This window comes from Azospirillum cavernae, from assembly GCF_003590795.1.
GTDB classification, from domain to species: Bacteria; Pseudomonadota; Alphaproteobacteria; order Azospirillales; family Azospirillaceae; genus Azospirillum; species Azospirillum cavernae.
Genome location: NZ_QYUL01000006.1, coordinates 161,709 through 179,784, shown reverse-complemented (window position 1 = coordinate 179,784; position 18,076 = coordinate 161,709). Strand labels below are relative to the sequence as shown.

The following is an 18,076-nucleotide window of genomic DNA, read 5'->3' as shown; positions in this document are numbered from 1 at the left end:
GGAGCCTCACGACCAAGATTGTCGGTCTTCTGCAAATCCGTTAATTTGCAGCGGTTTGATAGCAATCGCGCGCAGGGCGCTTCGGCTCGGAACAGGAGAATTGTGCATGGCGACGCCCACCAGCAGCGGACAGGTCTCTTCCGTAGCCGACACATCCCAGACCTACATCAACGCCCTGCTGGTGGGCTCCAAATGGGGGGGGGCGGCTGGAACAGGCTTGACGCTGACCTACAGTTTTCCCAGCTATGGCAGTTCCTGGTCCACAGCGTCCGTTTCCAGCGGTGGCTACGGCGCCTCGTCGGGCAGTGGCGAGCCTTGGGGAAACAACCTGACGCCGTTGAACACCGTCCAGCAGAGCGCCTTCGCCCAGGCCCTGCAATCCTGGGCGGCCGTCGCGAACATCAGCTTTGTCCAGGTCGATGACACCGCGTCCCAAGTGGGCGACATCCGGGTCGCCTTCAGCGCCACCTTGTCGTCCGACACCTCCGGCCATGCTTATTATCCCTATGGCCAGCAAGGTTCTGGCGGCGATGTCTGGCTGAATCCGAATGTTTCGGCCAACCAGACGCCGCTGCCCGGCAATTTCGGATTTGAGGTGATGGTGCATGAGATCGGCCATGCGCTGGGGCTGAAGCATCCCTTCGATGACTCTCCCACACTCACGGGCGCCGCCAACACCACCCAATACACCGTGATGGCCTACAACGAAGCGTCCGGGGCAACGATTTCTCCCGCCGGCCCAATGCTCTATGACATTGCGGCGATCCAGTATCTGTATGGCGCCAACACCTCTTACAAGACTGGCGACGATGTCTATCAGTTCAGCGCCTCGTCGGAAGAGCTGAAGACCATTTGGGACGCGGGCGGCACGGACACCTTCGACGCGTCGAACCAGGTGGTGGCCGCGACGATCAACCTGAACGCGGGCGGTTTCAGCTCCATCGGCATCCGAACGGGCGGCAGCGCGGCGCGGCAAAACATCGCGATCGCCTATGGCGCGGTGATCGAAAACGCCAAGGGAGGCACTGGCAGCGACTCCATCATTGGCAACGCGGAGGCCAATGTTCTGGAGGGCAACAACGGGGCCGACACGATCTCTGGCGCGGCGGGGCGGGACGAGCTTCATGGCGGCGCCAGCGGCGACCTCCTGTTCGGCAACCAGGGCGAAGACACGCTGTTCGGCGACGCGGGCGATGATCGTCTCTATGGCGGGGTGGACAATGATTCCCTGCTGGGTGGCGACGGCGCGGATCAGGTGAGCGGCGACAACGGGGCCGACGTGCTGGCGGGCAATCGCGGAGCGGACACGTTGTTTGGCAACACCGGGGCGGACACGCTGTTCGGCGGGGCCGATGGTGATTTGATGTATGGTGGCCGCGACGACGACCGCCTGTTCGGCGACTCCGGAGCCGACACGCTGGTCGGCGGGTTGGGGGCCGACACTCTGACGGGCGGCGGCGACGGCGATCTGTTCCGTTTCCAGGTCAGCGATGGAACCGACACCGTGGCGGATTTCGATTTCAACGCCGGGGATCGCCTGGCCTTCGGGGACCGGACTTACGCTCTGAAGTCAGCCGCTTCCGGTGATCTGGTGATTGATTTTCTGAATGGCGACACCATCACCCTGATGGGCGTCGCGCCCAGTCAATTCTCACCCTCCTGGCTCACGACCTGATCGTTTCCGGGGATGGCTCTGGACGCGGGGCCATCCCGGCAAGGCGCGCCAACGCGTCCGCCACCTGCGCGATGACGGGCGGCCAAACGCCCAACGACGGTTGACGGAACAGGCGCGTGGCCGGGTACCAAGGGGTGTCGGCGCGCTCCCGCATCCACCGCCAATCCGGATCCGCCGACAACAGAACCCAGCAGGGCTTCCCAAGCGCGCCAGCCAGATGGACGACCGCCGTATCGACGCCGACGACCAGATCCAATGTGGCGATCCGCGCGGCGGTGTCGGCGAAATCCTTCAACGCCGAACCATGCCGAATCACCCGCCGTCCGTCCGCCAAACGGTCCAACTCCTCTTCGGCAGGCCCTTTTTGCAAGCTGTGGAACTCAACCCCCGGCGTGGCGAGCAAGGGGGCCAAAAGCGCCAGGGCGCAAGAGCGGTGAACGTCGTCCGGGTCCTCGCCCCGCCCCGCCCAAGCAAGGCCGACTCGCAAAAGACCGTTCCTGTTTTCGTGCGTTTCTGCGTCGGGAACCCTCAGATAGGGCGTGTCGGCGGGAATGTCGCCAATGCCGGTCCCAAACAGACGCGGCAGACTCATCAGCGGCACATGAGCGGCGTAAGGCGGAATGCGTTCCCCTTCCGACAGGATATGGGCGCACCCCGGCAACCCGGCCATCAAACGGCGCAGCTCGCGCGGAACCGCCAAAACCACCCGCGCGCCGCGCGCCGCAGCCAGGGGAACATAGCGGGCAAACTGGATGGCGTCGCCAAACCCTTGCTCCGCATGAACCAGCAAGGTTTCGCCCTTCAGCGGTTGCCCGTCCCAGAAGCGATCCCAGCGCCCGATCCAAGGAACCGGCCCCTTCAGCCGCCATCGCTCCTCATACAACCGGAACCCGTCGTCGAGACGCCCGGCGGCCAGCAGAGCCATCGCCAGATTGTACCCGACGCGAGCATCCTGGGGGGCAAGCGCGCGGGCGGCGCTGAAACGCTCCAGCGCGTCCGGCAAGCGCCCCGCCTTCATCAGCGCGACGCCCAGATCGCCCTGGGCTGACGAATCGCCAGCCACGACCGCCGCGCCGAACAATCGGACCGCCGCCGCATAGTCGCGGGCCATGTGGCGCAGCACGCCGAGCCGCCGCAATGTGGCGGGATGGGCCGGATCGACGCTCAGCAGGATCCGGCAGACCTTTTCGGCGGCGGCCAACCGCCCGGCCCGGACATGGGCGTCCACCAGCGCAAAGCCGCGCGTCGTGTCAACGGAGGTCAATCCGCCGCTCCATCTCAGCCACCGGCTTGCCTTGGCGGAGCAGTCGGAAGACCGCGCGGTAGTTTCCCGGCGCCCAGCCGTCGGCGGGACGTTTCACCCCGCTGAAGCCAAACCAACTGACGTTGGAGCTTGGCAGAACGCTCATCCGCTCCGACAGAACGCGGCTGTTGGGGCCGACGATGCGGAACCATGCCTCATCCCCCGCCATGGCTCCCATCACATCAGCCCAAAAGATCAGATCCGGCGAATTTCGGCCCAAAAGAGCATCCTGATAGGCGCCGCGTCGCGCTTGCTCGGCGTCCGGGCGGGTGGCGGAAAAGCCTGCGGTCAATCCGGCGGTTTCCCGATAGGTCAGCTTGTTCGTCGCCTCGGCGCTCCACAGCGGCGCGCGCGGGCCGTTGCAGGGGGCGCCGTCCCCGGCAGTTCCGTTCACACCGACAAAGGGGTCGATCACGGCGGCGCCATGGCGAACCTCAAAATGGACATGGGGAAACATGGTCAGACCGGACAGGCCAACCAGACCAAGCCGCTGCCCAGCCTCCACCCGGTCGCCCTGTTTGACCGCAACGCTGCCCTGGCGCAGATGGGCGTAGATGGTCTGCCAACCGTCGCCATGATCGAGGATGACGGTGTTGCCCCCGCCTTGATTTTTCAGAGTGGCCGGATCGGCCTCGCGCATGTCCACGTCCGTCATCCCGTCGCGGGTCGCCCGGACGATCCCCGGCGCGGCGGCAAGGACGGCCACGCCCTGGCGCATGGCGGGGTGATCGAGCAGTCGGATGTCCGTGCCGGAATGCCCGTTGTAGGACAGGCGGCCACAGGCGTAGTCGCGACGATCGGGACTGGGATCGTGATCGACGTAATTCTGAACGAAGCAGCGTTCGCCCATGGCGCAGTCGATCGGCAGTTCCAGGACCGGCGGTTCCGCCGCCGCCGGGACCGAGGAGAAGCCCAGAAGGACAAGCGCCACGCCCAGCGCAAACGCGCGTCGCGGAACCGAAAGCTGGCGGGTTGAAGATGACATGGGCGCGCGGAACTCCGGTCAATCCTGGTGGAACGGGATGTTCCTGGCGGCGCGGCGCCCGATGACGGCGACTGATGCGGAAGGGCTTGGCCTGGGCAGGGCTTCGGCGCTACTCCTCAGGGCGCCGCGTCACAGGACGCGGGAATATTGCCCGCAGCGTTATCGGATTGCAACGACATGCCAGACCAAGCGAAGCCGGACGATCTTACGGCGGCGACGCCTTCCGCCCCGGACGCTTTGCTCCGCTCCGCATCCGTCTGCATCGTCACCCATGAGTTCGCCGGGCTGCCGGGCAGCGGCGGCATCGGAACCGCCTTTGCGGGGTTGGCCGAGACTTTGGTCGCCGCCGGTTGCGCCGTCACCGTGCTGTGCTCGGGCCTGTTGCCCCTCCCCCCGGGGTTTGAGCGGGAGAACGCGGAAGGGCTGACCATTCGCCGCCTGCCGCCCGGCCCGCTTCCGATTGAAGGGGAGGATCCGTTCCTGCGTCTGTCGCACGACGCCTTCCTGTGGCTGGTTGAACGGCGTTTTGATGTCATCCATTTCGCCGACTGGACGGGGTTGGGCTTTTTCGCCACCACCGCCAAGCGTCAGGGAATCGCCTTCGCCGACACCACGCTGACGGTTGGCCTGCACGGCCCAACCCGCTGGGTGCGCAGCGTCAACGGCGGTGGGCTGGAAGGCCCCGGCGAACTCGCCGTCGATTTTCTGGAGCGGCGTTCGGTGGAACTGGCCGACGCGGTGGTCAGCCCGAGCCGCCACCTGCTCGACTGGGTGCGGGAGTCCGGCTGGACCCTGCCGACACGGGCCGACGTCCGGCAAAATGTCCAACCTTCCCCCGCCGACCCGATCCCGTTCGCGTCCGACACGCCACGCCTGGTGCGGGAACTGGTCTTTTTTGGACGGTTGGAAACCCGCAAGGGCGTCGGCCTGTTTTGTGACGCGCTTGACCGGCTGGCCACGCAAGGGGAGTTCCGGAATCTCCAAATCACCTTCCTGGGCGGATCGGCCCCGGTGGACGGCGAGGACGGAGCGACCTATGTCCGCCGCCGGGCGGCGGGCTGGCCCTGGCCGGTGGCGTTTCAGCACGGCTTGTCCTCGCCGGAGGCCCTGGCCTATCTGGCGGGCGACGGGCGGTTGGCGGTCATGCCGTCGCGCATTGAAAACTCTCCCTGCGTGGTGGCCGAATGCCTGATCCGAGGCCTGCCTTTCTTGGCGAGCCGGGTTGGCGGCACGGCGGAACTGATCGTGGACGAGGACGCGGCGGCGGTCCTGTTCGCGCCGAACGCCGATGCGTTGGCGGATCGGTTGGCCCATGTTCTGCGCGTTGGCGCCGTCACGGCCCGCCTGCGCGTCGCCCAACAGGAGGTCGCCGCCGACTGGCTGGCCTGGCACGCGGCGGAGGCGCAACGCGCGCGCGTGCTGGAAAACGGCGGCGCGCCGCTGTCCGTCGCCTCCGACACTTACGCGCTTCTGTCTGGGGACGAGTTGAGTCTTGCGGAGGGAGCCGTCGAACGGATGACGGCGGTTGCCCAGCGAACGGGCGCCGCCATCGTCACCGGCGCGGTGGATGCGGCGGACGGTTCCCGCCGCTGGATCGCCGCTGGAGGTCCGGCGGCCCTTGGTCTGTGGCGCGACGTGGTCGGCCCCGGGCCGCTGCTGGTCCGCCGCGACCGGCTGAACGCCCTTCCTGCGGATCCCGCCGGACGGGCCGCCGCGTTGATCGGGCGACTTCTGGATGGCGACCGCATCGAGGTGATGGCGACCACGGTCGCCACCATGACCACGCCGCAAACGACGACCCTTTCATCGGTCGAACGGTTGGCTCCCTTCGCGGCGGCAGGCGGAGCGGTTGCCGATTTTGCCCGGTTGGCGTTGGGGCTGGAGACAGTGGCGGTTCGGGCCGTGACGGAACGCAACAGCTTTGCCACCGCGCGGGACGCCGCTGAGGCGGCCCGCCGCCGCCTGCTCGACGAGCGCAACCGGCTGGCCCGCGCCCTGGAGGCCACGGTCTCCGGTGGGCTGGAAGACCGCCAGCGAGCGCGGCTTTCCGCCTTGCTCGCATCCCGGTCCTGGCGGCTTTCCACCCCCTTGCGGCGGCGCTTTGGGGGAAGCGCCCCTTCCGATCTGGCCAGTTTGCCGCCCGAGCGCGCCGTAGAAACAATTTTGGCTTCGGTCTGGTGGGATCTGGCCGCGCCCTGGCGGTTGGCGGCCCGGGCTTATCGCCGATTCCGCCGCCGGTCATAGACGGAAAAGCGGCGAACCGTCCGACGCCTCACCCGGCGCGCAGCCCCAACCCCTTCAGCATCCGACTGATCTGAACGTCCCAGCTCCATTCCGTCCGGATCCGTTCGGCGGCCTGGGCGGCTTGGACGCGCGCGGCGTCCCGGTTGGCGTAAACATGTTCCAGCGCCTCGACGATCTCGTCGATGGAGGATTCGCCCCAACCCTCGGTTCCCATGCCGCCCGGTCGGGACGGAACCGGAGCCTGCGCGCGCAAAGCCAGACAGGGAAGATCAGCGATCAGGTCCAGATGGCCGGTGTTGGCCGACAGGATGGTCGGAATTCCGCAGGCGATCGCCTCCATGGCGACCAGATTGGTCCCGCCTTCGCAACGGTTGGGAAACAGGGCCGCGTCGGCCTGCCGCAGAACCTTGCCCATGGCCCTGTTCGACACCGCAGGAGCGACCTGAAACGACCCTTCGGGCAAACCATTGCGGCTCAGCCAACCGGCCACATCGACCGCGCCCTTTTCGTCCAAACCGGGGGCCTCAGCCAGATGAGGGGAGTCGCTCATGCTTCGCGCCAAGGTTGGCCAGGGGCTGAACCACCCCGCCACGAGAAGCGCGTCTGGGTGGCGTTGGTGGAAACGGCGGAAGGCCGCGACCACCACATCCTGCCCCTTGCGGAACTCCAACTTGCCGCCGGAATAAACGATGAAGCGGTCGCGCGCGTGGGCGCGTGGCGGGCCGGGATGGAAAACCGTGGCGTCCACCCCCTGCGGGCAAACCACCACCCGCTCCAACCCGGCTCCGCGCAGAACCTCGGCGGTCCAGGAGGCCCCGGCGGCGATGCAGGCGTAGCGCTGCCCGCGCGCCACAACCTCGGGACCGAGGTTGGTGTCCTCCAGAAAGGCGATGGCCAGATCGGGGGTTCCGGCAAACGTGGCGGCGAGCGGCGCAGGGGTCAGCCCGTTGCCCAACCCGTGCAGCATCGGAAAACTGCCGCGCACCATGACGGATGGATCGGGGCGGCTGGCCATGGCGGCGGCGATGGCGTTGGCGTTGGCGGTCAAGCGCTCAAGAAAGGCCGGATCGACCGCGTTCCGGTCAACCGACGACAGCGGATAGATGGGCATCGGCTCCAGATCACCCGCCGCCATCATATGACGCGCGATGTGCAAGCCAAGAACGCCCCAGCCCGAATAGCTGCCGATCTGCCAGACGATCCCAACCTTCTGGCCGCTGCCCAGATCAATCTTGATCCGCGTCATTGGATGGTGGACCGGCTGGGAATTGGCGACCGCCATACGCCCTCGCCATGGGGCGCCGGAGGGCTCTTGCGAAAGATGTCCAAGACGAAGCCGTAGTGATTGACGCGAAACGTTCCGACCGGATGCTGCGCCGCCTGATAGGGCGTGCGGGGCGGGAAGGCCGCCCATTCATGGCAAAATCCCAGACCTGTGGCAATCCGCTTTCCAACACGGGATCGTCTTGACACGGGGGCGGGGGAAGCCTGAAGGTCGCGCCGCTTTCCCGGAATTTTTCACAGGCGGCGCTTTCGCCATCATGCGCATCCTCATCACGATCCCGCATTATTGTGGCGCTCCAAAACCGGGCGTGTCGGTCGAATATGGCTCCACCCATGGGGACCGAACGGCCCGCGCCGCCGCGCTGCGGGAAGCCATCGCCGCCTGCCAACGCCATTTCGGCTCGCAAGGAATGATGCACAGCCGAAACGCCGAACGAGTCGTGCGCCGCCCGAACATTGGCGCGGTGACGAGCGTGGACATCGTCGTCGTCACCACCGGCGGGCGTCATCTTCTGGACGAGCTTGATCTGCCCGTCGGTTTTTTCACTCATCAGCCGGTTGACCTGGACCCGATGATGCTCGGCTTCGCCTGTCACGCTGTGCTGGCGGAACGGTTGGGCCAGTATGATTATTATGGTTACATTGAGGATGATCTTGTCATCCACGACGCCAATTTTTTTGACAAGCTGGAAATGTTCAACGCGGCGCATGGCGAAAGCTGTGTTCTGCTGCCCAATCGCTACGAAACCGCACTCCGATCCGCTTTCCAGAAGCTCTACATCGACCGGGCCATGTTGGATGATTTGCCAGAAGGCAGCGTCGCCCCGGATGACCGCCGAGTCATCCAAGGGTCGTTCCTGAATCGGCAGTTGGCGCTGGAACGAGCGTCCAACCCTCATTCCGGCTGCTTTTTCCTGGACGAACGGCAAATGCGGATCTGGCGGGATCAACCCTTCTTCCTGGACCGCGACACAGGTTTCATTGGACCGTTGGAAAGCGCGGCGACTCTGGGAATTCTCAAGACTTTCAAGCTGTTCAAACCACACCTGTCCTGCGCGAACTTCCTGGAGATCCATCACGCCTGCAACCGCTATCTGGAACGCGACATGAGGACGCTTCCCGCGACCTGAGCGGTTTCGGGAAAGGAGCCATGCAAACGGAAATTGGCGATAAATCGACTTGTGTCCGCTGCGCCAATCCCCTAGCTTCTGCGAAGCCATCTAGCCAGATTTGCCGTCGCAAATTGCGCGCGGCAGCCGGTTTTATAAAAGACCAATGGGTTGCCGCCCATTGGTCTTTTTTTTGCCGACTCCCTGCGGCGAAATGGCGAAACCCAGGGCTTGAGCGGCGCCAGGGCTTACCCTAAGCTCCGCCCGCCCGCCGCAAGGTCGGCCGGATTTCTATGGCGGCTTCTCACATGATCAACGTTTTCATCGGTTACGACCCGCGCGAAACGGTGGCGTTCAGCGTGCTTGAGCACAGCATCAACGCCCGCGCCTCACGCCCGGTCTCGATCACCCCCCTGATGCTGTCGCAGTTGAAATCCCTGATGTGGCGGGAGCGTCATCCGCTGCAATCGACGGACTTCTCGTTCTCGCGCTTCCTCACGCCGTATCTCTGCGGGTTTCAAGGTTGGTCGATCTTTCTCGACTGCGACATGCTGGTGCTCGACGACATCGCCGCGCTGTGGGATCTGGCTGACGACCGCTACGCCGTCCAGGTCGTCAAACACCAGCATGTCCCGCAGGAAGAGCGCAAGTTCCTCGGGCAGCCGCAAACGCGCTATGAAAAGAAAAACTGGTCGAGCGTGATGTTGTTCAACAACGCCCGCTGCGCCGCGCTGACGCCTGATTATGTCAACACGGCGACCGGCATGGAGCTTCATCAATTCCATTGGCTGGGTGATGATTCATTGATCGGCGATTTGCCGCACCGTTGGAATCATCTGGTCGATTATGATCCCCCGGCCCCGCGCGACGAGGTTTCGAACCTGCACTACACCATTGGCGGTCCGTATTTTGACCGATACGTCGATTGCGGTTACGCCGATCTCTGGTTCCAGGAACGTGACCGGATGATGCACTGCTTGCAGCGCTGAGGATCAAGGGAGCGGCTTCTCACCGACGACCCGCATGTCGCGCGGGTCGCCCAGCTTGAAACGGGCCGGCTCGCGGCGCAGCGCCCGCAACCCGGCCTCGTGCATCACCTGGGCAAGGCTGCGCGGCGTGTACCCCCAACGATGGCACATCAGCGGATCCCGCCACGCCGGATCGCCGTACAGCACCCACATGGTGCGTTGAGCATCCACCCCGGTTCCAGAGCGACCGTCGGGATCCTTCAGGAACTCCTCGCAAGCGACGGCCAGATTCGGGCATTCCAGAATCATGCTGCCGCCGGGCTTCAGAACGCGCGTCCATTCCCGCAGCACGTCAACGATTTCCCATCGCCAAAAATGCTCGACCACATGCACCGCCAGAATTTCATCGGCGCTGTTGTCGGCAAAGGGCGTCAGGTGGTGGAGATCGCACAGCGTGTCCGGCGTCGCCCCGTTGCGGCTGGACGCCACATCCACATTGACGTAACCGGGCAAAATTTTGTCGCCGCACCCCAGATTCAGGCGCAAAGGCGGGGTGTCCGTTGCTTGCATCATAGTCTCACTTGGTCGTGTGGCGCAGATACGGAAAAGGCGCCCAGCACGGCGTTCCACCGCTGCGCGACCGCGTCCGAGGTGAAGTGGCGACGGATCAGGTCCTGCCCCTGAACAATGCGCGCTTCGACATCCTCCGGTCGGGCCAAGGCTTGAGCGATGCCCGCGACCATCCGTTCGGCCAGCAGGGCGCTGTCGGCAAAGGGCTGGTAGCTGGGCAGCGGAAAGGCCACCGGCAGCCGTCCAGCCCACAGCGCCGACGCCACCCGGTTGGACGATTTCACCAGCTTGTCCCCAGTGGCCGCGCTGGGGACGATCACCAGATCACACCAGTCCAGCGCCATGCCCATCACTTCCGGCGACCAGGGCAAGCGCCGGATGGGCAGGCCGCAGCGCCCGCTGGGAAAACGCTCGGCGATCTGGGGAGTCAGGCTGGTGACGATGGACAGCGCAAGGGGAACGTCGGACGCCCAGTCGCCCAGATCCGGCAGTTCCGCGTCCAGCGCGTCAAGGTTGGCGGGTTGGCCAAACCACAGGAGACGCAACGGCTGGTCCGGCGCAGGGCGGAAACGAGGGGGCAGCGCCTCGCCCTCCACACAGTCGGGGACAAGGGCGACCGGCGTGTTCCGGCCGATGGCGGCGTAATGGGCGCTGACGCGTTCGGCCAGCACGGGGCTGGCGACGGTGCAGAGGTCAGCGAGATCCAGCAATTCGGCGTAGATGGCGCGCAGATGATCCAGGCTGAACACGTCGTCGCACACATCGACCACGATCCGCGCCCCGCCTTCCTTCACGCGCCGCAAAGCGGGGGCGATGTCCGTGAATTGTTTGGCGACGATCACAACGTCGGCGGTGCGCAGGGCTGACGCGTCAAGCTTGTCCGCCAGGCTTTCGCCCTGCGTCATGGCGATCCCATGCCCCAGCCGTCCCAGCGCGCCAGCCGGTGCGATCGCGCGCAGCCGATGGCTGCCGAGCGGAGAAAAGAGGCCGCCTTTGCGGTGCTCCAAGAGACCCGACAAAATCCAGAGCAGGTTCATGCGTGCAACGTGCGAGCCTCTATGGTCAGACGCTCCTTCCTTAAGCCATATTGGCGGCCCTTCCAACCATGCGTGAACGTCATGTCCCCTGGAACGCCGCAGACGCCGACTCCTTTTTCCGCAGCGGCGGCCCTGTCAGCGGCGCGCCGCTTGCTGCAAGCCGGAGAACGGGACAGGGCCGCAGCGGCGTGCCGTCGGATCCTTCTTGATGCTCCCCAACAGGATGAGGCCCTGCACACGCTTGGCCTGATCGCGCTTGGCGATGGACAGGCGGCGGCGGCGGCAACCCTGTTCGGGCGGGCGGCGACGGCCCGACCGGACTACGCCCAGGCCCACGCCAACCGGGCCGCCGCGCTTCGTCGCCTGGACCGCAATGGAGAATCGCTCGCCGCCATCCGGCGCGCCCTGGCGCTTGCCCCGGCGGAAGCCGCTCTGCTCCACAATCTTGGCGCGGTCGAACGCGCGCTTGGTCAAACCGGAAACGCCATCGCCGCATTCCGGCGGCTGATCCGGTTGGAGCCGGGAAACGGGGCCGCCCTTCACGCCTTGACCGACGTCTTGCGGACGGCGGGCGGCCTGGACGACGCGATCATGGCCAGCCGCGCCCTAACGGCGCTGCACCCGGCCTCGGCGCCGGTCTTGGGCAATCTGGGCATCTTGTTGCAATTTCAGGGGCAACTGGACCAAGCCATGGGCTGTTACGCCCGTGCCCTTCGCGTCGATCCGACCTATGCCGAAGCGCGCAGCAACCTCGGTCTGTCCCAGTTGTTGACCGGGGAGTTGGCGGCGGGTTGGGTGAACCACGCCGCTCGGTGGAACACGACGGCCAACGCCAAAGCCCGTCACACCTCACCCCTGCCCGCTTGGGACGGCGGCCCTTTGCCCGACAAGCGGTTGCTGGTCTGGGGGGAACTGGGAGTCGGGGACGAAATTCTGCTGGCGGGCATGATTCCCGATCTGGCGACGCGCGGGATCGGCTGCGTGCTGGAAACAGCCCCCCGACTGGTTCCGCTGTTCGCCCGCTCTTTCCCCAACGTCACGGTGGCGCCGCGTGGCGATCCGCCGCATCCGGCGACCACCCAGCCCGATCTGGGCGCCCAGTCGGCGCTTGGCGATCTGGGCCGTTGGCTGCGCCCGAATTTTTCGTCCTTTCCCCGCCGCTCCCAATATCTGGTGGCCGATCCGCAGCGGGTCGCGGCGTTGCGCGCGCGCTACCAGGCGATGGCCGAAGGGCGGCGTCTGGTGGGGATTTCCTGGCATTCGGCCAACCCCAACCACCGAGACTTCAAAAGCGCCCCCCTGCCGCTGTGGACGCCCATCCTGACGCTGCCCGGTCTGGCCTTCGTCGATCTTCAATACGGCGAGCACTCGGCGGATTTGGAAGCCGTGCGGCGCGAACACGGGATTCCGATCATCCACGATGACGCCATTGACCCGATGACCGATCTCGATGGTTTCGCCGCGCAGGTCGCGGCCCTGGATTTGGTGATTTCGATCAGCAACACCACGGTCCATGTCGCGGGCGCGTTGGGGGTGCCGGTGTGGACGTTGCTGGCGCGGCGCACCGGCTTTCTGTGGTGCTGGTTTTCCGAACGGGAGGACAGCCCATGGTATCCGTCGATGCGGCTCTACCGGCAGGCCACCGCTGATGAGTGGGAGCCGGTCTTTGCGCGGGTGCGGAAGGATCTCAGCGCCACAGAAGCCATATAAATGGGGGCGCACCGGGAGCGCAGCTCTCTGTTGTCCATGAGTGACGCCGCTGCCGGGGCTTTCTCCCTGCGCCACAACGGCGCGGTTCGGTTTTGACTGGGGGATGCCGTGAATGCAGCCTTTTGACGTATGATGGAAATTTACTTCAGACAGATCATGAAAAGGCAATGTTCAGCAATTGATCGATCACGTGACGCCACGTGAAGCCGTTCGCCACGAAAGCTGGTCCCAAATGCCGGGCCTGACGGCAGAAATCAGGCGTCTCGACGGCGTGCGTCATCAGATTGAAAAGGTGATCTGGGTCGGGCTGCAAGGCCCAACCTTTTATATCCGGAACCTGCGGATAGGGGGTGATGGGCTCGATCCGGCTGTCGATGCGCAAAGCAAAATCCGAAGTGGTAAAATCATCGGTCGCACCACCCGCCGTGCAGATCACCGGCAAACCACACGCCACGGCTTCCAGCACGGGCATGTTGAAGCCCTCCCCTCTGTAAGGGGACACGTAGGCGTCTGCCGCCTGGTACAGAAGCGCCATGGTGCGGAAAGAAAGTGAGCGGCCTTCATAGCGCACGCGCGGTCGGATGCGCTCCTTCTGCTCGTGTGTCAACCCCCGGATGTTGGCCAACAGCTTATCACGCGAACCGTACAGGGAATCGAGGCCCTTGATGAACAGCAGGGCATCGGGATGGCTCTCCAACAGGGTGGCGAAGGCGCGTAACGTCAGATCCAGCCCTTTGTTGTGGGTCATCGAACCAATGGTGAGAAACACAAATCCATCCCAACCCAACCGCTGGCGCAGCCGGATGCGCTCTTCTTCCGACAGGGGATGATGAAGCGATGGATGAACGCCGTGGGGCACACAGAAAACGCGCGATTCTGGAAACCCGCTCTCAATGCATCCAGTCCGCGACCATTGCGACGGTGTAATCATGATCGCATCGGAGCGGGAGGCCGCCAAGCGCACGTCTCCCTGCCCGACGATGTTCAGACGCGACAGCTTTCTCCATTCCGCCGTTCCAAACACCAATGTCCGCCGCGCCTCTGACGGTCGGTAATCGTAGGGAAATCCCATCCGCAGAACTGCATCGAAGCGCTCCTCCGGCTCCGGTGGTCGTAGGGCGTCAATCGCCTCTTCCATCACGGGGTCGAACAGGCCGGTCTGACGTTTCCAGACATCAGGGTGTGGAATGTCCCGATGGGCCAACCTCAAATCCGAACGTGTCGCGAGTTCCAGGCACTGGAACTGGTTCACAATGGCATAGGAATGGGGGATATGCCGCCACCCTTCAACCAGCAATGCCCTGGTGGTCATGCATGTCACTCCCAATAAGCTGTGCCGGAAACCATGGAGAAATCTATGCAGGGGACAGTCAATGATAAGACATTGGTGGCCCCCTCATTTGCCCCTGGTGTATCCAATCGCTCTGACCTAGGCAACAAGTCACGCACTCGCGTGCATCAGCACGCTGCCACGGGAAAAGGGGATCTGGATAATCCGCTCGGGCCTTTTCCGACGAAGATAGCGTCCGTCAAGGTGGTGGAAATTCGAGCGTCGCCGAGGTGGTCATTGTTCCGGCGGCTCTGGGTTTGCCATTCGTCGTTCTGTTCCAACAACACCGCCCCGATCAAGCGAACGATGGAGGCTTCGTCAGGGAAGATACCCTCCAGGGGACGGTTGAGGACGGCGCCGACGCGTTCGTTGATGCCCCGGCACAACTTCGACACCGTCGACTTCGAGATGCCTGACAGGCCCATCGCCTGGGCCAGTTCGTCGACGCGCCGGGTCGAGACGCCGCCCTGGGGGAGCATGCCCCACCCCCAGGGCGATCAGCGAATTTCCCCCACGTTCGTGGACGCTATCGCGCTCCCCGGCGGCATCAAAGCAGGAGGTTCGGCCCGGTAGCGCCGCCCGCAGTCGCCGCAGCGCCCCCCGAACAGTTCCACCCGCATCACCACCGGGCGGGTCTCTCTCCACACCGATTCGATGCTTCAGTCTCAACATCACCCCCATTGCGAACCGCCCGTTGCGCCCGATGGCGCAACAGCAGCCCGACGGGGCGCAGCCATGGATAAAGCCAGGACAGCCGTTCCGGCAACGGAATGGTGTCCCAATCGGTGGAGCGGTGGCTTTCCAGCGCCACCTCCTCCCACATATCCCGCCAGCGATCGCGCGTTTCCCAGCGGTGATAGCGGCGCCAGAAACTCCGCGTCATGTGCGCCGCGCTTCCCAGCGGCGGTTCGCGCAGCCAGCCGACGCCACCGAACAGCCGTTCAACGAAGCGGTCGGTGCTGACCTGCGCCTTGCGACTGACAGCCTGGGCGCCGAAGCTGGTGGATCCAAGCCAATCCCGTCCCAGAATCATCGCCCGGCGCATGGCTCCCCCGCTGCCCGAGCCATCGGCGAAGGCCAGAAGAGCGTCGTTCTGGTCCGCCTCGACGCAGCGCTCCAGATCAATCAGCCATTGCAGACGGTCCCAATTGTGCCAGTCCCCATGAATGCACAGATACAGCGGCAGCATGGGAAAGGACAGGCAGGGGACGGCGCTGGATCCCAGATGGGTTTCCGCGCGCGCCTGCCACAGACTGCTAAAATCGGTGGCCAGCAAGGTCCGGGAACCGACCAGCCGATGATGAAGCTCGACCATGGCCCCGGTGTCCGGGTGACGGAAGGTCCAATCCTTGCCGCCGCGCAGTTCGGCCTTGAAACGGGCCTCCGACATGGGACCGCCATCGGGAACATAGCCGATGGCGGTCAACGCCTCCCCGGCGGCGCGAAAATCATCGGGGGCGACCAGAAGATCAATGTCCCCAACCCCCCGCGCGGCGATGTTTCCGTACAAGGAAGCGGCCAACGCCACGCCTTTCAGAATGATCGCGCGCACGCCAATCGCGGCAAGGCGGTCGATCAACCGACAAACCTCCGCCGTCTGCGCCAAGGCGCGGCGTGTGTTGACCGTCACCAACTGGCTCAGGGTCTCTTCCACCTCGCGCGGAATGGAAAGGCCCGTGTCAGCCCGCAACCGTGGCCGGACCAGAAAGGCGACCCGATGCCGTCGCACCCCACGCAACACCACGCCCCAATCGAGGTTTTGGCGAATGAGCGCGTTCAACGCCTGTCGGGCGTCGTCATCGACATTCGGACGGGCGGCCAAGCACAGAAGTTGAAATTCCGGCGCCAACACCGGCCCGCTTCCGGTTCCGCTCATGATGCCTTGGCGAGAGAGACGGGGGGCCGCGCCTGGATGAAACGGATGGTCGAACCGCGCAGCGCGATGGCGGTCAGCGGGCCACCGGCATAAGCGCCGGTGTCGATGCCGATGCGGTTGTCGCGAACCTCGGGGTATGGGGTGATGGAATGGCCATGCACAATCCGTTTCTCGTGCCGTCCGGGAAACATCAGGAAGGGATCCCGGATCCAGCACAGATCATCCAGATTTTGCCGAGCCAGGGAGACCCCCGGTCGGACGCCGGCATGGACAAAGCCATAATCGCCCACGGTCATCATGGGTTGCAGATTTTCCAGAAACGTCTGGTGATGCGGGGGCATCCGCTCGCGCAGCCGGTCGCGCAGAGCCGTCAATTCCGCCGGATCATCGGTGTCGCGCAGACCGGGAACGCCATAGCTTGCCAGCGTCGCAATCCCCCCGAATCGCAGCCAATCTTGCCCGCCTTCGGGATCGCGCAGAAAATCCAGCATCGCGAGTTCATGATTGCCGACCAGATGGTGAATCGTGAAGCCCGGCATGGACAACCCGGCCAGCCGTTCGATCACCCCGGCGCTGTCAGGACCGCGATCAATGTAGTCGCCAAGGAAAATCAACGTCCGCCGTCCAACGCCGGGAGCTGTTTTGGCGTCATCGCCGATGCGCGCCAACAGATCATCCAACAAGGTCAGCGAACCATGAACATCGCCAACCGCATAAACCTCGTCCCCATCCGGGACGAGGCTGACGGCGGCCTCAGAGTCCGGCTCGGACCGGGCGTTTTCGACAAAGGACGCAACAGAACCGATCAGAGTGCGAAACCAGCCAAAGCCCCCGCCCGGCGAAAACCAACCACCTGTCACGATGCGCTGGCGGTGGACGTGTCTCTAACAGGATCCGCAACCTGCGGATCTTGCGCCTGCTGGGTTGTGGTGGTCGTCGTCGTGGTCGTGTTTTGCTGAGGCGTGTTTGCGACCGTGCCACCAGTCCCCGTCTGTGGCGCCGTCTGTTGAGCTGGCACATTCTTGGCCAAAATCTCGTTCATCTGTGACGCGTTGCTCGTGTTGACATTATTGAGCGTGGTGTTGGCGCTCGCGTTGTTGATCGCCTGTGTCACGGCCACGGTCGTTCCGGGGGAGGAGGCGGTGATCGCGGCGGAATTGGACGCCGCAAAGGCGTTCGCCATGACCTGCACGGCGGCGGTGGGCGACGACTGGTACACCGTCGGATTCGACACCACCGAGGTGATGGAGACGGTCATCGCCGCAACCGCTTCGGGGGCCACGCGCTGAGCGCCCGGATTGACGATGATCCGGGCGGCGGAGGTGGCGACCGACATGGATTGTTGCGGCGCCGTCTGCTGCACCGCCGCGCTGGATCCCACCGACCGGGTCGCCTGACCGGCGAGTTGGACGGCGGCGGCCGGGTTGGTCGCCAGAACGCTTTCAGCCACGACCATGGACTGAACAGCCATGTTCGCGATCAGCGTGGAGTTGCCGGTCTGGGACGCGATGGTCATCGACGACGAGGCGACGGAGGCGGCCAGTTGGGGCGCCGTCCGCTGGACCGCCGGAGACACATAGATGCGCGCCGCGCGCGTCAGCACATTTTCGGTCTGCTGCGGAGAGGAGGTGAGGACGGGGGTCGCGCGCACCGACTCCACGGCGGCGGCGGCGGCCTGGATGGCCACCTGCGGGTTGGTGGCCAACGAGGCTTCCGCCGCAACCACCACCTGAGAGGCCAACGCGGCCGCCCGCTCCGGATTGCCGCCAGACAGGGTGTTGATGGCCGCCGACATCTGCTGCGCGTTGCCCGAAACAAACGCCGCGCGCAGGGCCGGGGGAAGCGTGGCGCCCGGCGTTTGCTGCGCGCCCTGTTGGGCCAGGGCGGGAACGACCGGAATGGTGAGCGCCAGAGCCGTCAGCAGAAGCGCGGCGCGCAGGCCGCTTTTCGTTCCGGTGTAAAAGCTCGTCTTCATTCCTACGCTC

The 18,076-nt window shown here is 64.9% G+C and carries 14 protein-coding genes and 2 pseudogenes; 5 read left to right on the top strand and 11 right to left on the bottom strand.

All coding sequences use genetic code 11. The features are described from left to right. Positions 1-106 precede the first annotated feature (106 nt). Entirely contained in the window at positions 107-1,675 is a 1,569-nt protein-coding gene (locus D3877_RS28655) for a M10 family metallopeptidase (RefSeq protein ID WP_119834211.1), read from the top strand. Here D3877_RS28655 and D3877_RS28650 read toward each other — a convergent pair. Both D3877_RS28650 and D3877_RS28645 read right to left on the bottom strand, forming a co-directional pair. Next, positions 1,665-2,939 carry a tetratricopeptide repeat protein gene (locus tag D3877_RS28650; protein ID WP_119834210.1) on the bottom strand — a complete coding sequence of 425 codons (1,275 nt, stop codon included), beginning with the start codon at positions 2,937-2,939 and terminating at the stop codon, positions 1,665-1,667. The two genes, D3877_RS28655 and D3877_RS28650, sit on opposite strands and share 11 nt — an antisense overlap. Next, positions 2,926-3,909 (bottom strand): M23 family metallopeptidase, encoded by a 984-nt coding sequence (locus D3877_RS28645; protein WP_238475150.1) that lies wholly within the window; start codon positions 3,907-3,909, stop codon positions 2,926-2,928. The genes D3877_RS28650 and D3877_RS28645 overlap by 14 nt, the downstream gene beginning before the upstream one ends. A 231-nt stretch (positions 3,910-4,140) precedes the next feature. Here D3877_RS28645 and D3877_RS28640 point away from each other — a divergent pair, with 231 nt between their 5' ends. After that, a complete protein-coding gene (locus D3877_RS28640; protein ID WP_119834208.1) occupies positions 4,141-6,207 on the top strand; it encodes a glycosyltransferase family 4 protein in 2,067 nt (688 codons plus the stop codon). 28 nt (positions 6,208-6,235) lie between these two features. Here the strand turns inward: D3877_RS28640 and D3877_RS28635 are convergent, their stop codons facing one another. Further along, the gene (locus D3877_RS28635; RefSeq protein WP_158600047.1) at positions 6,236-7,489 is read right to left on the bottom strand and encodes a glycosyltransferase family 4 protein; all 1,254 of its coding nucleotides are present in this window, start codon (positions 7,487-7,489) and stop codon (positions 6,236-6,238) included. 259 nt (positions 7,490-7,748) lie between these two features. Between D3877_RS28635 and D3877_RS28630 the strand changes: the two genes are divergently transcribed. Both D3877_RS28630 and D3877_RS28625 read left to right on the top strand, forming a co-directional pair. After that, positions 7,749-8,621 carry a calcium-binding protein gene (locus D3877_RS28630; protein ID WP_119834206.1) on the top strand — a complete coding sequence of 291 codons (873 nt, stop codon included), beginning with the start codon at positions 7,749-7,751 and terminating at the stop codon, positions 8,619-8,621. A gap of 287 nt (positions 8,622-8,908) precedes the next feature. Next, complete coding sequence (locus D3877_RS28625) at positions 8,909-9,589, top strand: glycosyltransferase (protein WP_199721032.1); 681 nt, start codon at positions 8,909-8,911, stop codon at positions 9,587-9,589. 3 nt (positions 9,590-9,592) lie between these two features. On the opposite strand, the gene D3877_RS28620 is transcribed toward D3877_RS28625, so the two are convergent. Together D3877_RS28620 and D3877_RS28615 are read right to left on the bottom strand one after the other, a co-directional pair. Further along, on the bottom strand, positions 9,593-10,141 hold the full coding sequence (locus D3877_RS28620; RefSeq protein ID WP_199721031.1) for a class I SAM-dependent methyltransferase: 549 nt from the start codon (positions 10,139-10,141) through the stop codon (positions 9,593-9,595). Further along, positions 10,138-11,175: a glycosyltransferase gene (locus D3877_RS28615; protein ID WP_158600046.1), complete on the bottom strand. Its 1,038-nt coding sequence runs from the start codon at positions 11,173-11,175 to the stop codon at positions 10,138-10,140. Before D3877_RS28615 ends, D3877_RS28620 begins: the two co-directional genes overlap by 4 nt. Before the next feature lie 81 nt (positions 11,176-11,256). Between D3877_RS28615 and D3877_RS28610 the strand changes: the two genes are divergently transcribed. After that, complete coding sequence (locus D3877_RS28610; protein WP_158600045.1) at positions 11,257-12,885, top strand: tetratricopeptide repeat protein; 1,629 nt, start codon at positions 11,257-11,259, stop codon at positions 12,883-12,885. 154 nt (positions 12,886-13,039) lie between these two features. Here the strand turns inward: D3877_RS28610 and D3877_RS28605 are convergent, their stop codons facing one another. The 6 genes and pseudogenes from D3877_RS28605 to D3877_RS28585 form a co-directional block, all read right to left on the bottom strand. Beyond that, entirely contained in the window at positions 13,040-14,197 is a 1,158-nt protein-coding gene (locus D3877_RS28605; RefSeq protein ID WP_147395317.1) for a glycosyltransferase, read from the bottom strand. A 263-nt stretch (positions 14,198-14,460) separates the two neighbouring features. Continuing rightward, positions 14,461-14,547 (bottom strand): annotated as a pseudogene (locus D3877_RS30360) (transposase); the annotation flags it as partial. After that, positions 14,536-14,679, bottom strand: a pseudogene (locus D3877_RS30355) (transposase); the annotation flags it as partial. The pseudogenes D3877_RS30360 and D3877_RS30355, both read right to left, overlap by 12 nt. A 155-nt stretch (positions 14,680-14,834) precedes the next feature. After that, entirely contained in the window at positions 14,835-16,091 is a 1,257-nt protein-coding gene (locus D3877_RS28595; RefSeq protein ID WP_119834201.1) for a nucleotidyltransferase domain-containing protein, read from the bottom strand. Further along, a complete protein-coding gene (locus D3877_RS28590) occupies positions 16,088-16,951 on the bottom strand; it encodes a metallophosphoesterase (protein ID WP_420796920.1) in 864 nt (287 codons plus the stop codon). Before D3877_RS28590 ends, D3877_RS28595 begins: the two co-directional genes overlap by 4 nt. Continuing rightward, positions 16,948-18,066 (bottom strand): hypothetical protein, encoded by a 1,119-nt coding sequence (locus D3877_RS28585; protein WP_119834200.1) that lies wholly within the window; start codon positions 18,064-18,066, stop codon positions 16,948-16,950. Before D3877_RS28585 ends, D3877_RS28590 begins: the two co-directional genes overlap by 4 nt. Positions 18,067-18,076 lie beyond the last annotated feature (10 nt).

Bases quoted from the DNA above. Each gene is read 5' to 3' on its own strand.
- D3877_RS28595 (WP_119834201.1), bottom strand. From the start codon at position 16,091: ATGAGCGGAACCGGAAGCGGGCCGGTGTTGGCGCCGGAATTTCAACTT.
- D3877_RS28630 (WP_119834206.1), top strand. From the start codon at position 7,749: ATGCGCATCCTCATCACGATCCCGCATTATTGTGGCGCTCCAAAACCG.
- D3877_RS28635 (WP_158600047.1), bottom strand. From the start codon at position 7,489: ATGGCGGTCGCCAATTCCCAGCCGGTCCACCATCCAATGACGCGGATC.
- D3877_RS28605 (WP_147395317.1), bottom strand. From the start codon at position 14,197: ATGACCACCAGGGCATTGCTGGTTGAAGGGTGGCGGCATATCCCCCAT.
- D3877_RS28620 (WP_199721031.1), bottom strand. From the start codon at position 10,141: ATGATGCAAGCAACGGACACCCCGCCTTTGCGCCTGAATCTGGGGTGC.
- D3877_RS28610 (WP_158600045.1), top strand. From the start codon at position 11,257: ATGTCCCCTGGAACGCCGCAGACGCCGACTCCTTTTTCCGCAGCGGCG.
- D3877_RS28640 (WP_119834208.1), top strand. From the start codon at position 4,141: ATGCCAGACCAAGCGAAGCCGGACGATCTTACGGCGGCGACGCCTTCC.
- D3877_RS28655 (WP_119834211.1), top strand. From the start codon at position 107: ATGGCGACGCCCACCAGCAGCGGACAGGTCTCTTCCGTAGCCGACACA.
- D3877_RS28615 (WP_158600046.1), bottom strand. From the start codon at position 11,175: ATGAACCTGCTCTGGATTTTGTCGGGTCTCTTGGAGCACCGCAAAGGC.
- D3877_RS28625 (WP_199721032.1), top strand. From the start codon at position 8,909: ATGATCAACGTTTTCATCGGTTACGACCCGCGCGAAACGGTGGCGTTC.
- D3877_RS28585 (WP_119834200.1), bottom strand. From the start codon at position 18,066: ATGAAGACGAGCTTTTACACCGGAACGAAAAGCGGCCTGCGCGCCGCG.